Source organism: Comamonas thiooxydans (genome assembly GCF_000964545.1).
Classification (GTDB): domain Bacteria; phylum Pseudomonadota; class Gammaproteobacteria; order Burkholderiales; family Burkholderiaceae_C; genus Comamonas; species Comamonas thiooxydans.
Window position 1 is genome coordinate 363,032 of the sequence record NZ_BBVD01000005.1, and the last position, 13,547, is coordinate 376,578.

General features: G+C 56.7%; 10 protein-coding genes. 3 read left to right on the forward strand and 7 right to left on the reverse strand.

Annotated elements, in window-relative coordinates; genetic code table 11:
* Positions 1-131: 131 nt before the first annotated feature.
* Positions 132-1,757 carry an FAD-dependent monooxygenase gene (locus tag Cth01_RS09150; protein WP_034392529.1) on the reverse strand — a complete coding sequence of 542 codons (1,626 nt, stop codon included), beginning with the start codon at positions 1,755-1,757 and terminating at the stop codon, positions 132-134.
* Positions 1,758-1,780: 23 nt separating this feature from the next.
* Positions 1,781-2,779: a Bug family tripartite tricarboxylate transporter substrate binding protein gene (locus Cth01_RS09155; RefSeq protein ID WP_034352220.1), complete on the reverse strand. Its 999-nt coding sequence runs from the start codon at positions 2,777-2,779 to the stop codon at positions 1,781-1,783.
* A 68-nt stretch (positions 2,780-2,847) separates the two neighbouring features.
* On the opposite strand from Cth01_RS09155, the gene Cth01_RS09160 reads away from it, so the two are divergent.
* Both Cth01_RS09160 and Cth01_RS09165 read left to right on the forward strand, forming a co-directional pair.
* A complete protein-coding gene (locus tag Cth01_RS09160) occupies positions 2,848-3,777 on the forward strand; it encodes a LysR family transcriptional regulator (RefSeq protein ID WP_233425134.1) in 930 nt (309 codons plus the stop codon).
* Between the two features lie 401 nt (positions 3,778-4,178).
* Positions 4,179-6,566, forward strand: coding sequence for a DNA polymerase II (locus Cth01_RS09165; protein ID WP_233425135.1), 2,388 nt, complete (start codon positions 4,179-4,181; stop codon positions 6,564-6,566).
* A gap of 18 nt (positions 6,567-6,584) precedes the next feature.
* On the opposite strand, the gene Cth01_RS09170 is transcribed toward Cth01_RS09165, so the two are convergent.
* Together Cth01_RS09170 and Cth01_RS09175 are read right to left on the reverse strand one after the other, a co-directional pair.
* Positions 6,585-8,846, reverse strand: a complete 2,262-nt coding sequence (locus Cth01_RS09170) for a xanthine dehydrogenase family protein molybdopterin-binding subunit (RefSeq protein ID WP_045839005.1) — start codon at positions 8,844-8,846, stop codon at positions 6,585-6,587.
* A gap of 17 nt (positions 8,847-8,863) precedes the next feature.
* Positions 8,864-9,328 (reverse strand): (2Fe-2S)-binding protein, encoded by a 465-nt coding sequence (locus Cth01_RS09175; RefSeq protein ID WP_003070120.1) that lies wholly within the window; start codon positions 9,326-9,328, stop codon positions 8,864-8,866.
* Positions 9,329-9,476: 148 nt separating this feature from the next.
* Here Cth01_RS09175 and Cth01_RS09180 point away from each other — a divergent pair, with 148 nt between their 5' ends.
* On the forward strand, positions 9,477-10,415 hold the full coding sequence (locus Cth01_RS09180) for a LysR family transcriptional regulator (protein ID WP_034407956.1): 939 nt from the start codon (positions 9,477-9,479) through the stop codon (positions 10,413-10,415).
* 357 nt (positions 10,416-10,772) lie between these two features.
* Here Cth01_RS09180 and Cth01_RS09185 read toward each other — a convergent pair whose 3' ends face one another.
* From Cth01_RS09185 to Cth01_RS24165, 3 genes are all read right to left on the reverse strand, one after another.
* Positions 10,773-11,744, reverse strand: a complete 972-nt coding sequence (locus Cth01_RS09185; RefSeq protein WP_034407954.1) for a Bug family tripartite tricarboxylate transporter substrate binding protein — start codon at positions 11,742-11,744, stop codon at positions 10,773-10,775.
* A gap of 80 nt (positions 11,745-11,824) precedes the next feature.
* The gene (cysQ, locus tag Cth01_RS09190; RefSeq protein WP_233425136.1) at positions 11,825-12,598 is read right to left on the reverse strand and encodes a 3'(2'),5'-bisphosphate nucleotidase CysQ; all 774 of its coding nucleotides are present in this window, start codon (positions 12,596-12,598) and stop codon (positions 11,825-11,827) included.
* A gap of 186 nt (positions 12,599-12,784) precedes the next feature.
* A complete protein-coding gene (locus tag Cth01_RS24165) occupies positions 12,785-13,255 on the reverse strand; it encodes a hypothetical protein (protein WP_198528645.1) in 471 nt (156 codons plus the stop codon).
* Positions 13,256-13,547: the final 292 nt, after the last annotated feature.

Sequence of the window (13,547 nt, forward strand, 5' to 3'; positions counted from 1 at the left end):
GCGTATTGCAAGCCGGCAGCCATGATTGCGCTGCCGCCTGCTACCGGGAAGCCAGTCTTGGTAGCCAGACTGCCCCTCGCCCAAGCCCAGGCTCGACTCAAGCGAGGGGGCATCGAGCTGTTCTCGATCTTTCAGATGACTGCCTTGAGCAGATTTTCCACATCCTCGTTCGATATGAATTTCTCGCTATTCGTCCAAGCGACAAATGCATCCGGACGAACCAGTATCAAGTCTGACCCATAGCGCGCAAACTCATCCGTTTTTGCGGTTTCAACAATGGTCAGAGGCAGCTGCCTGGTGCCGGCAACATACCGAAACGTCTCAAGCGTTTGCGCAGGCATATCGGCTGCCAACAGCGTGTAGCCCTCCCCCAAATGCTCGAATGCATTCCGGCCATCGTCGAGCGCGGCTGGAGCCAGGTGGTGACCGGCACGTGCGGTGAATATGTGTGAGCCCTTGGCGCTGCAATTGCCGATGGCCGACTCCCGAGCACTGCGCACAATTGGAGAGCCTTCATAGTTGGGTTCGAAAGCATGAACCTCACCTGCGGCCCCATTTGCCCGCTGACTCCAGGCTGCTTCAAAGGCACTTCTATCCTTTTCTGGATCGAAGCTGTCCAGAAACTGGTGATCGGTCTCTATGGACTTGGCAATAAAGTCGTCAATGGTGGATCTGAATACAGGACGGCGCTCCTGGTCATAGGAGTCCAGCAGCTTTTCGCTGCCCCAGCCCTCCAGCACGGCTGCCAGCTTCCACCCGAGATTACGTGCGTCTTCCAGGCCTGAGTTCACCCCATAGCCGCCATAGGGTGGATGACTGTGCGCTGCATCCCCGGCGATAAAGACCCGGCCTGAGCGATAGCTGTCGGCAAGCATGAAGCGTAGATCCCAGAAGCCAATATGTTCGAACTCGACATCAAAAGATGCTCCGACAGCATCTTCCAGATACGCCTGGAAGTCGAAGTTGTCTGCCGTGGTTCCCGGTGGCACTGGCGCATGGAAGAACCAGGTATTGCCCAGATCGACGCGGCCGAAGAACTTCCAGTAGCCCTTGAGTTCAGGCTGAAGCACGTTGTAGTAAGACTTGCCGGGAAAGCGCTCAAGCAACTTGTGCAGTCCCTGTGAGCGGAATACGAGCAGTACCATGAGGCGATCATGATCGGTCTTGGTCTGGGTGATGCCCGCTTGCTGCCGGACGCCAGAGCGTGCTCCATCACAGCCCACGACATAACTTGCCCGCAGCGTCTTGCTATCCGATCCGTTCTTTTCGGACACCGTGACGCTGACACCCTCGCCGTCCTGCCGCAAGCTATCGAAATTCCAGCCATAAAAGGTCTCAACAGAGGGCAGCTCGGCGGCTCTATCCCGCAGAACCGCTTCCGTGGCGTACTGAGGCAGGCGCTCGTTCGCCGTGAAGTAATAAGGCTTGACGAGATCGCGCTGAAGCCAGTCGTAAGAATAAGACCCCAGCAATGTGTTGTAGGCCGTCAGGCCTCCTATGCCGTATTCGGGCGGGATGGTACGAGCTGCGCGAAGCTCCTTTTCCGCACCCCAGGCGTGGAAATGCTCCATGGTGCGCTGGGTCAGGTTCTGCCCCTTGGGAATCGGTTGCGGCTTGGCGTAGCGCTCCACGACGATACAGCGGATACCGCGCTGACCCAGCTCTATAGCCAGCCCCATGCCCACGGGGCCGCCGCCCACGATGATTACATCTGCATCCTTGTCTGGCGCTTGTGTCTGATTGACTTGCATATTCATTTGATCTTCTTGTTATGGCTGGCTTATTCGGCAGTAATGCCCTGGGTCTTGATGAGATTGCCCCAGCGCTTGGCATCGGCTTCGATCAAGGTTTGGAAGGCCTGGGGAGTGCTGTGCTGGGGTGTCATGCCCTGGGACTCAAATGCTTTGGCAACTTCAGGCTGAGCAAGAATGCTCTTCAGGGCTTCGTTGATGCTGCGCACAAACTCGGGAGACAGGCCTTTGGGCCCCAACAAGCCATACCACATGTCCACATTCATATCGCCCAGGTTCAGACTCCTCAGCGAGGGCGCCTGAGGCAGCAGCGGGGATGGCGTGTCTGAACTGATCGCAAGCGCGCGAAGCTTGCCTGCCTTGATATGCTGCAAAGCAACGTGGATAGGGAGAAACATCAGATCAATCTGCCCGCCCAGCAAGTCCGTCAAGGCCGGGGCCGTGCCGCGATAGCTGACATGTGTGAGCGATATCCTGGCTTTGCTCTTGAGCAGCTCTGTTGCCAGGTGATGGGGGGTTCCGGCACCGGGCGAGCCATAGTTCAGCATGCCCGGATTTTTCTGTGCATAGCTGATGAGCTCCTTCAGATCCGTGATCCGGGATTGAGAGCCCGTGACCAGCACCAATTGACCTACGCTGGTCTGGCTGATGGCGCTGAGATCACGAACCGGGCTATATCCCATCTTGGGGTATAGCTCGGTATTCATGACCAATGTGTTCACGGTGACAAGCAAAGTCGTTCCGTCGGGAGTGGACCGGACCACCTCCAGGGTACCGATGTTGCCCGAGGCCCCAGGCTTGTTGTCCACGATGAAGGGGCGCTGAAAGCGCTCCGAGAGCTTGGGACCGATGACTCGAGCAATCAGATCGATACCTGTGCCTGGTGTGAATGGCACAACCAGCCGCACAGGAGCCTGCGTATTCGCGAATGCCGAAAGCCCGAGGGGGCCCGTCGTGGCTGTGGCAGCCAGGGTAATAAGTGCCTTGCGGCGGCTGAGGGCCGGCCCTCCTATTGAAGGTGTAAGCATGGTGTCTCCTTGTGTTTTGTGCTGCAATTGCACCGCGTCCATTGATTTGAATCAAACGGGAATTTTTGGTGAATTCATCAGTAAAGCTGATTAATGTCGGGAGTCGTCAACTGCAGGCGTTTCTCGAGATATGCAGGTGCGGCAGCTTTGCGGCAGCGGCAGAGCGCATTCATCTGTCTCCTTCAGGAGTCAGCATGCTGGTCAAGGAGCTTGAGCGCCAATTGGGGGTCAGGCTCTTCGAGCGAACCACACGTGCAGTGGCATTGACCGACGCAGGCCGGCTGCTGCAGCCCTATGCCGAGAGAGTGGTGACGGAACTGCGGCAACTGGGTGTCGCGTTACAAGGCAGCACCTTGGCCTCTCGGTCAACCCTGACCATTGCCGCGACGCCTGTGATCGCGACCTGTCTTTTACCGAAAGTCGTGGCTGAATTTGCACGCAAACATCCCGAGGTGCGAATCCAGATCATGGATGGCAGCCTCGATTCCGTTCGGCAAGCCGTTCTTGAAGGACATGCCAACATGGGCATGGCATTTTTTGTGAAGCCTGCGGCTGGCCTTCTCAGAGAATCGGTGTGCAGATTCCGGCTCATGAGCATCAGCCCAGGAGAGAGGCGGCGCAGCACACATGTCCAGAACCGCACATGGAAATCTCTGGATGGCCTACCCATGATTGCTTTGCCGATGTCAAACCCGATTCAGGCCTTGATTGACAAGCATCTTCCCAGCGACAAGGCAAGCCAGGAAGAGCGGGCAGAAATGAATTTTCTGGGTACCATGATTGCCATGGTGAAAGCGGGTCTGGGCAACGCGGTGATACCCTCCTTCATGATGGAGGAATGCCAGCAGCACGGCTTGAACATAGCGATGCTGACCGAACCAGCCGTTCACCTCAATATGTATGTCGCACTACGGAGAGGCGCAGATCGACAGCTTGCCGAGACTCAACTCATAGAAGCCTTGAAAATGCATATTGCCATGTCAGATGACCTGGCTTGACGCCTCACCTCCCCTTTCATCCTCTGGATCCATCCGTCCTCGCATATTGCCTGAAAACTCGAACCCTGGCGCCTCGTGCAACTCTCACGCCAGTTCGAAATTTCGAACCAAGCCTCTCGCAATGCCTGCTATCGATAGAGGCAGTCATCGATCAGCAGTAACTTGATGACGGCTTTCAGCTCTCGCGGAACATTTGCATCACTCCATCTATTTGCTCCATCCGCTTTGGATCTGTGGAACGCCTAGATTGCTGTTGACGTGGCTCTGTTGGAAAAACGTGGTCATGATTGCTGGGTATCATTTCATTGGCACCTCTTTCGAGACATGTGGCTTGCTCCGCAAGCTCATGCCATCACACACATCCAGGGCCTTGAACTCCGGTTCAAGACGGTCACATTCGCTTGACTTCATCTTTCGTGCTATCTCCAGAACGCCAGGGATTCATCCTTACTCGCAATTGGCGAGACACACCGGCGGGCGTCGAGCTTGAGTATTGGCTGGCAACCGATAGCGGCCCCCTGAAGGTCCTCCTGACTGCACAGAAATCTGTGGCTTTCGTCGAGGCTCGGCACAAAGGAGCGGTAGAGGCGCAACTCCCGCCCCTGGCTGGAGCGGAATTGCGGGAACTGGGACTGAAGAGTTTTCAGCAAGAGCCCGTCTTGGGTATCTATGCCAGGAGTTTTCGTCAATTACGGCGACTTGCACGCACTCTCCAGCAACTAGGCATTCCCCTTCTGGAAGCCGATGTTCGACCACATGAGCGTTACTTGATGGAGCGCTTCATCACGGCGGGCGTCACGCTGCAAGGCGGACGAACAGAACATGCGACGCTGGTGAACTGCAAGCTTGTTCCTGCGCCCGATTTCCGGCCGGTTCTGAAGGTCGTGTCATTGGACATCGAGACCAGTCAGCATCAAGATCTGTATTCGATCGCACTGGACGGCATGGCGGAGCGCGTCGTTTTCATGCTGGGTGAGGCTCCTGCCAAACCCTTAAGAACGCCTGGTTTCGAGCTGATTCATTGCTCAACACGCAAAGCCATGATTGACAGGCTCAACGACTGGTTTGCACGCAATGATCCGGACGTCATCATTGGATGGAATGTCATTCAGTTCGACCTGCGTGTGCTGCAGAAAACTGCAGACGAATGTGCAACACCTCTACTCCTTGGGCGTGAGCGCAAGCCCATTGCATGGCGAACTCATCCCGGCAAACAAGGCTATCTGTTTGCTCCCATGCCAGGACGAGTTGTCGTTGACGGGATTGAAGCGCTCTGGGCCGCGGTCTGGAGCTTTCCGTCGTTCAGCCTCGAGAACGTCGCGCAAGAGCTTCTTGGCGAAGGCAAGGACATTGGAGACGAATACGACAAGATGGCCGAAATCGAGCGGCGCTACCAGCTAGACAAGCCCGCTCTTGCAGCCTACAACATACGCGACTGCGAGCTGGTTCTACGAATCTTCGAAAAGGCGAAGCTGCTGCAGTTTGCGATGGAGCGCGCCCACACCACGGGCCTGCAGCTCGACCAGTTCGGTGGTTCCATTGCTGCATTCAGCCATCACTATTTGCCACGCATGCACCGCATGGGGTATGTCGCGCCCAACGTGGGCGATGTTCAAGGCAAGTCCTCCCCCGGCGGCTACGTCATGGACTCCAAGCCTGGCTTCTACGACTCCGTCGTGGTTCTGGACTACAAGAGTCTCTATCCATCAATCATCCGCACCTTCCTCGTCGACCCCGTGGGTTTGGTAGAGGGCCGACATGCCAGCTCTTCTGAGCTTTTGATCAAAGGCCCAAGGGGCACGCTCTTTTCTCGCGAGAAGCACTGTCTCCCGGAAATCGTGACCACCCTCTGGCAGGCCCGAGATGAAGCCAAACGCACCAGGAACGAACCACTGTCGCAAGCGCTCAAGCTGGTGATGAACTCATTCGCTGGGGTGCTAGGCGCGTCGGAATGCAGATTCTTCAATCCGGATTTGATTTCAGCCATTACCTTACGTGGCCACGAAATGGTGAAGCTCACAAGGGATCTGGTCGAAGAGCGCGGATACGAAGTTATTTATGGAGACACGGACTCCATCTTTATTTGGCTCAAGCGGTCCCATACTACCGAAGAGGCATATGCCGTGGCTGCCAGGCTGGCCCAGGACATCAACGCGTGGTGGATTCAAACCCTGCACCAAGAGCAAGGCCTGAAAAGCTTTCTTGAGATCGAGTTCGACACGTATTACAAGAAGTTCTTCATGCCCACCATCCGCGGCTCGGACGTCGGCAGCAAGAAGCGCTATGCCGGCTTGGGTGTGGATGCCGCCGGAAACGAATCGATGATCTACCGCGGCCTCGAAATGGCACGCAGCGACTGGACATTGCTGGCACGGCAGTTCCAGGAGGGCTTGCTCTCGCGTGTCTTCCAAGGTGTCCCCTACCGCGAGTTTGTCATCAAGTACGCCCATTCGACACTGGCGGGCAAGAAGGATGATCTGCTCATCTATCGCAAACGCCTGCGACATCGCCTGGATGCCTACGTGGCCAATGTGCCGCCACAGGTCCGTGCCGCTCGCATTGCCGATGAGTACAACGATCACGTGGGGCGACCCAGGCAGTACCAGAACGGCGGCTGGATCCAATACGTCATGACCAAGAATGGCCCTGAGCCTTTGGAAATCCGCCGCTCACGCATCGATTACGAGCACTATCTGGCGAAACAGATCAAGCCGATTGCCGACTCGATCTTGATCCCTCTCGGAGAGGACTTCGTCACTCTCACATCTTCTCAACAGGAGCTTTTCTAGCGATCCCGGCTCATGCTCTCACGCTTTCTGGAAAGGCAGCTCGCGTGGTGTATGGCCGCTCAGCTTGGCGATGGCGTTGGCAAAAGCGGGGGCCAATGGCGGCACACCCGGCTCGCCCATACCTGTGGGCGCATCGGCACTCGGCACGATATGCACGGAGATCGCGGGCATATCGGTTAAGCGGGCCACGGTGTAATCATTGAAGTTACCCTGCTCCACCTGTCCATCCTTGAAGGTGATCGCAGCCCCAGGCAAGCACATGCCAAGGCCCATCAAGGCACCACCCTGCACCTGAGCCTCGACACTCCGAGGGTTCACCGCCAGATTGCAATGCACGCCAGCTGTAACCGCATGCAGCTTGGGAGCACCATCCTTCATCGATGCCTCGACCACATAGGCAACCACCGAGTCGAAAGACTGATGCACAGCCACGCCCCAGGCTCTGCCTTCGGCCAGTTGGCGCTTTCCGTAGCCCGACTTTTCGACTGCCAGCTGCAACGCGGCCTTGTGACGCGGATGCCTGTCGCCAAACTGCTGCAGCCTGTATGCGACAGGATCTTGCTTTACAGCTCGGGCAATTTCATCCATCAAGGTCTCCATCACATAAGCGGTGTGCGTAGAGCCCACGCTGCGCCACCAGAGAACCGGCGCATTGAGCTCGGGGTGATGCACCGAGAGTCGCATCGGCAGGTCATAGGGCTCCTTCATGCCTTCAACCGTAGTGGTGTCCACTCCGTTCTTGAGCATGAAGCCCTCAAACGCCGTGCCTTTGGCAAGCGACTGGCCTACGATCACATGGTCCCAGGCAATCACCTTTCCCTTGTCGTCAAAACCTATTTCGGCGCGATGCACATGCATGGGTCGGTAATAGCCTCCTTTGACATCGTCCTCGCGGCTCCAGATCATGCGCACCGGTGCGTCAATACCAGATGTTCTGGCAGCCTTGGCAATCTCGCAGGCTTCGGCCACGTAGTCACTGCGCGGGTTGGCACGGCGGCCGAAACCGCCCCCCGCCATCTGAACATTGACTCGGACATTCTGCGGTGCCACGCCAAGCACGCGCACAGCCGTTGCAACTTCCCAGCCCGGGGCCTGCGTGCCCAACCAAAGCTCAACCTTGGCATCCTTTCCTGCACCTGTCACACGCACCGTGCAGTTCAGCGGCTCCATCGGCGTATGGGCAAGGTAGGGGAAGACATATTCGGCACTGATTTTGTGAACAGCTCCGTTCAATGCCGAAACATCGGCATTGAACTTGAGTGCGCCCGGCTTCTTGGCCAGTTCACGATACTGCGCCAGTTGCCGAGCCGAATCGACTTTGCCAACCGCTGCGCTGTCCCACTGGATTTTCAGGGCATCGCGACCCTGCTTGGCTGGCCAGTAACCATCGGCCAGCACCGCAACCAGCTCGCCCCCCCACACGCTGGGCACACGAAGCACTGCACGCACACCCTTGATGGCTTTGGCTGCCGCATCGTCCACCGATTGAATCTTGCTTCCATACACCGGCGGATGTGCCACAACTGCGGTCAACATACCCGGCAGATGCATGTCGATGCCGTAGGACTGTCTGCCGCTGGACTTGGCACGTGCATCGAGCCGTCCCGTGGCATGACCGATGATGCGAAAGTCTTTGGCGTCCTTGAGCTTCACCTGCTGCGGAACAGGCATCTTCATGGCCTCATCCGCCAACTCGCCGTAGCCCAGCTTCTTGCCCCGAGGCCCGATCACCTGTCCTGCCTGAGTGCGCAAGGACTGCGGGTCTACACCCCAGCGCTTGGCGGCCGTGGCCAGCAGCATGGAGCGGGTACGCGCCCCCAGTTCACGATACTGGACATACGAGTTCTTGATGGCAGTGGAGCCGCCCGTCAGATGCATTCCCATGACCGGATCCAGATATGCGGGATCGGCATTGCCGTGCGCGCTCTGCACCTTGGACCAATCGGCGTCCAGCTCTTCGGCCAGCACCATGGGCAGGCCGGTTTGCACGCCTTGGCCGAACTCCAGACGGTTGATGGTGATCGTCACCGCTCCATCACGATCAATCTTCACAAAAGCCGATGGCTGCTGGTAAGGCTTTAGTGCGCTTGTAGAAACCTGTTCGTTACCCTTCGCCTGTGCCGACACAGCTGCGGGAAATACACCCAGCGCAAAACCCGAGGCCGTCGCCAGCTTGAGGAAATCGCGCCGCTCGAGCTTTAGGCCTGCATCTATGGAGTCAGCCGCCAGCACACGCAGACCTTTGGGCAGGTCGGCAAAAAGATGATTGGGAATAGGCATGGGATGTGCTCCTTCTTTTAGGCCGACAGGTTTTTGGCAGCATCGTGGATGGCTGCACGAATGCGTGTATAGGTTCCGCAGCGGCAGATATTGCCCGCCATGGCTGCATCGATGTCCGCATCGCTTGGCTGGCGATTGCTTTTGAGCAGCGCGGTCGCACTCATGATTTGCCCACTTTGGCAATAGCCGCATTGCGCCACATCGTTGCGAACCCACGCATCCTCGACAGCCTTGCCCACCTTGTCTGCAGCTTGCGCTTCGATGGTGTCGATTTTTTGCCCTTGCGCCGCCGATATGGGCGTAATGCAAGAACGGATGGCCTGGCCGTTCAAGTGCACAGTGCATGCTCCGCACATGGCCATGCCGCAACCGAATTTGGTCCCTGTCATACCCAGTGTGTCACGCAGGGTCCAGAGGATGGGCGTTGAAGGATCCACATCAGCCGATGCGGGCTTGCCGTTGAGAGTGAATTTGACAGGCATGGGGGGCTTTCTTGTTTGCTTTTCGACACGGTGATTGCTGCAGGCACCTGGGCAGCGCGTGAAGCAGAGGCAGTGTGCGCCAGGCAATGCAAAAGAAAAAGTCAAGCAATCTATTTAAGTTATTAAGTTTTACTTAAAAATAGAGAACATGAAGCCCGAAATACTCGCCTATCTGGCTGCCTTTGAGCAGGTAGCTCAGCATCGCAGTCTGACCTACGCCGCCCACGCCATCGGGGTCACGCCGGCCGCACTGTCCCAGACGATCAAGAAACTGGAAACCCGTCTGGATGTACGCCTGTTCGATCGAACAACGCGCAGCCTCAATCTGACAGAAGCCGGGAGAATCTATCTGGAGCGCATTTCCCCGGCCCTCACCAACCTGCGCGAAGCGACCGAGGATCTTCAGCTCCAAGCTGGCGTCGAAGGCGGCACGCTGCGCCTCACCATCTCCCATCCTGCTGGCCAGGTGCTCGTCGAGCCAATGCTCGCCGAGTTCTTTGCACTGCATCCGCACATTCACGTCGAGCTGGTCTATGACGACGGCTTTGTGGACATCGTGCGAGAAGGATTTGACGTCGGCATACGCAATGGCGAGTCACTGGAGGGCGATATGGTCGCCGTGCCACTCACACAGGATCTGACCATGTGTTTCGGTGCATCTCCTGCTTACCTCAAAACACACGGCACACCCGAGCACCCCGACGAGTTGGAGCAGCACCTATGCATCAACTACCGCATGAGCAGCAGCGGCGCAGTCTACAAGTGGGAATTCAATATCGACGGCAAACTGAGCGAGCGCTCCGTGAGCGGGCCACTGACAGTCAACCATAGTGACACGGCCATGCGCGCGGCCCTGGATGGTATCGGTGTGATTACCGGCTGGCGCGAATCCATGACCGACGCATTCAACACAGGCCAGTTGGTTGAAGTACTGAAACCCTATTGGGCAAGCTTCCCGGGCTTCTATGCCTATTACCCACACCGCACACACCTGCCTCTCAAGACCCGGATATTTCTTGATTTTCTAGTCCAGCATGTGCAGCGCAATGGCTTGTCCGAAACAGCCCGCGGGCAAATGAGGCCCTGATCGCGGCTTCTTCTGGTGTCTTTCTTGATCAGTGACTTCCCGTCATTTATACATTTAAGTCTCATGTCCCATCGCCGGACACTCTTCAAAGGACGGAAATCCCCCTGCCGTAGCTTGGCAACGATGGTTGCTGCTCATGTCCGCATCGCGAGCTACCGTCAACGCCAGGTTTCTGGCCAGCAGGAGACCATGAATGTCAGTTCCAGCCCGATTATTTGCTTGAGGTCCGCCACCAGGGCTCTGGAACAAGCGCAGCAGACTCCATGCTGCCGTTCAAACCGAGCAAGAGCAGATCCTGCGCGACGATTTCTACATCCAATGATCTAGTTAAGTTTGAGCCCCAAAGAATTCACGGGGTCAATACAAAAAACCGTCTCTCTCAAAGAAGCTTCGGTAGATCTGATCTTCAGCTTGCAAAAATGGTTTGAATTGCTTGTAGTCCTTGTATGCAACCTCAAAGCCTGTATTTTCTAGTTGATCCACAAAGCCCGTTTCTTTGATCACGTTGTTGATCTCGGCGGATAGAAATAGAGCCAGTTCGGATGACGCTCCCTTGGGAAGAAAGATTCCTTGCCAGTATTCAAAGCTGACGCCCTGGAGCCCCTTCTCCTGAAACGTAGGAATATCGGGGAAGCGCTTCGACCTGTGGGCCGATGCGATGCCCAATGCGTGCATCTTGCGGCTTTGCAGATGGGGGGCTATGGGAGCAAGCCCCGCAAAGAGCAAGTCCACTTGTTTGCCCATCAGGCTTGCAGTTGCAGAAGCAGCTCCCCCGTATGGAACATGCAATAGCTCCACACCCAGGGCTTTGCCCAAACTCTCGCCCACCAAATGCTGCAAGCTGCCAATTCCTGAGGACGCGAAACTCAGACCACGGGCATTTTTTTGTGCTGCAGCTGCGATATCACTCAGTTGATGTATTGCGGAGTCGCCACGCGTGGCAAGAACAATAGGAGCAGAGGAAATTTTGGCCACCGGCACCATGTCAGCGACTTCGCCCGACTCCTGGCTTCTGGTGTAAATGGGATTGATGAAGATCTCGGCAGGCGACGCCAAGAGCAACGTATTCCCATCGGGCCTGGATTTCGCAACATAGTTCGCGGCAATGGCTCCACCTGCTCCTACTCTGTTTTCCACATAGACGGAGCGCTGCAATCGCGCTGAGAGCTGAGTTGCAAACGCGCGTGCCAAGGTATCCATAGCGCCACCGGCTTCGAATCCGACAACGATTTTGACGGGTTGGCGAGACGCAGCCTTGTCGGCACAGGCTGCACTCATTAGCAACCCGCAAAGCAGGCAAGCTCGAATTAGCGTCGCAGCAAAGTTCATCTATCAGAAAACACAGAGGTTGTGAGTGCTCGCACTCATGGCACTCAAGGCGGGAGAAAATGCTGCGCGAAAGCTTGAAATCAGCGGTAATCTGCCGAGCAGGCATAGAAATGAGGATTACTCAAATCTCGCTTGCCGTAGCTCAGAACATCTCCATTGAGCGCATGAATCTGGCCGCCTGCCGCGGCCAGCACCGCATGACCCGCAGCGATATCCCACTCCATGGTGCGCCCCAAGCGTGGATAGAGGTCAGCCTCGCCCTCTGCAATCAGACAAATCTTGAGCGATGAACCTGCACTTTTGAGTGACCGCACCAAGCGTCCATTGAGAAACTGATCAAGCGCGTCAGCATCGCCGTGCGAACGACTGGCCACCACATCAAGGCCATCCTCCGGAATGCTTCTGCATTCAATGGATTGGCGCTTTCCCTGCACCTCCAGCCATGCGCCAAGTCCTATGGCTCCCGCGTACATGCGATCCAGCGCTGGAGCGAAAACGACACCCAGCACAGGGGTTCCATTTTCGATCAGCGCGATATTGACTGTGAACTCGCCATTGCGGTTGATGAATTCCTTGGTGCCATCAAGAGGATCAACCAGCCAGAAGCATTGGCCCACCTCAGGCACATATCCCGCTGCAGCCGCCTCCTCGGAAACGACGGGAAACTGCGACTGCAAGGTGCCCAGACGCTCAAGAATCAGGCGCTCGGCCTTTTCGTCGGCTTCAGTCACGGGCGATGCATCCTGCTTGCCCCGAACCTCAAAGTCGCAGCGATAGATCTTCATGATTAAAGCACCCGCTTCACGGGTGATGGCCATTACGTCTTCAAGCAGTGCGCTTCGAGTCTGAGTCACAAAAATCTCCTGTTTTGTTATTCATGTGGTCCGTTTGGCCTATGCGCCGATCAGAGGACAGGCCGACAGTAAATGCGTCCGGATCTTCGCGAATAAGCGAGTGAATGTTTAACAGGAATGCGCATGGCTGTTGGTAAGAAACTCAGTGTCCAGGAAATCAATCCACTGCGAATTCAAGCCGTGAAATTACGGCTTGAAGGCAAAACGCTCAAAGAAGTCGGTAAGGCAACAGGCCTGTCCACACCAACCATCATTGCCGCCCACAAAGCCTGGCTGGAAGGGGGATGGAGCGCTGTCCTTGTGCGCGAGCGAGGCCGCAAACCTGGCGAAGGCCGCTCCTTGTCGGCCATACAGGAGCAGGACATCTATGTGCAACTGGTCAGCACCCAGCCCGCCGACCATGGCCTGCCTTTTTTGCTGTGGCAGCTGGAAGCCATGCAGCAACTGATCTTGCAGCGCCAGCAGCTTGACTTGCCCGAGCGTACCAACGCCCAGTACCTGCAGCGCTGGAACCTGAATGCCGACCGCCCTGCAAAGCGCATGAAGCAGGCATCCAGCAATGTGCAGCGCTGGTATGCCACCACTTATCTGGATATTTGCGAGCAGGCCCGAAAAGAGAGCGCCAGCATTGTCTGGATCGATGATTTTGGTGCCCATAACAACTGCCCCGGACGCCTGAGGCATGGCATCTTGCGTGCCGTCAACAACCGCGGCAAGGTGTATTGGCAACCGTATGAAGGCAGCCTGTGCGCTGCGCATCTGGAAGATTTTTTTGATCGCCTCAGGTGCTCCAGCGAGGGCAAGATCTTTGCCCTGCTTGCCGCCATGCAGTGGCAACGCGCAGCCACCTTTTCATCGCTTGCCAGCGACAGCCACGACCGGCTGCGCCTGTTTCATCTGCCTGCTGCCACAGAGATGCTCAGCCAGTCGAACGAATTGGCCAGCAGCA

Bases quoted from the DNA above. Each gene is read 5' to 3' on its own strand.
- Cth01_RS09185 (WP_034407954.1), bottom strand. From the start codon at position 11,744: ATGAACTTTGCTGCGACGCTAATTCGAGCTTGCCTGCTTTGCGGGTTG.
- Cth01_RS24165 (WP_198528645.1), bottom strand. From the start codon at position 13,255: ATGGGCACCAAAATCATCGATCCAGACAATGCTGGCGCTCTCTTTTCG.
- Cth01_RS09175 (WP_003070120.1), bottom strand. From the start codon at position 9,328: ATGCCTGTCAAATTCACTCTCAACGGCAAGCCCGCATCGGCTGATGTG.
- Cth01_RS09150 (WP_034392529.1), bottom strand. From the start codon at position 1,757: ATGAATATGCAAGTCAATCAGACACAAGCGCCAGACAAGGATGCAGAT.
- Cth01_RS09155 (WP_034352220.1), bottom strand. From the start codon at position 2,779: ATGCTTACACCTTCAATAGGAGGGCCGGCCCTCAGCCGCCGCAAGGCA.
- Cth01_RS09170 (WP_045839005.1), bottom strand. From the start codon at position 8,846: ATGCCTATTCCCAATCATCTTTTTGCCGACCTGCCCAAAGGTCTGCGT.
- Cth01_RS09180 (WP_034407956.1), top strand. From the start codon at position 9,477: ATGAAGCCCGAAATACTCGCCTATCTGGCTGCCTTTGAGCAGGTAGCT.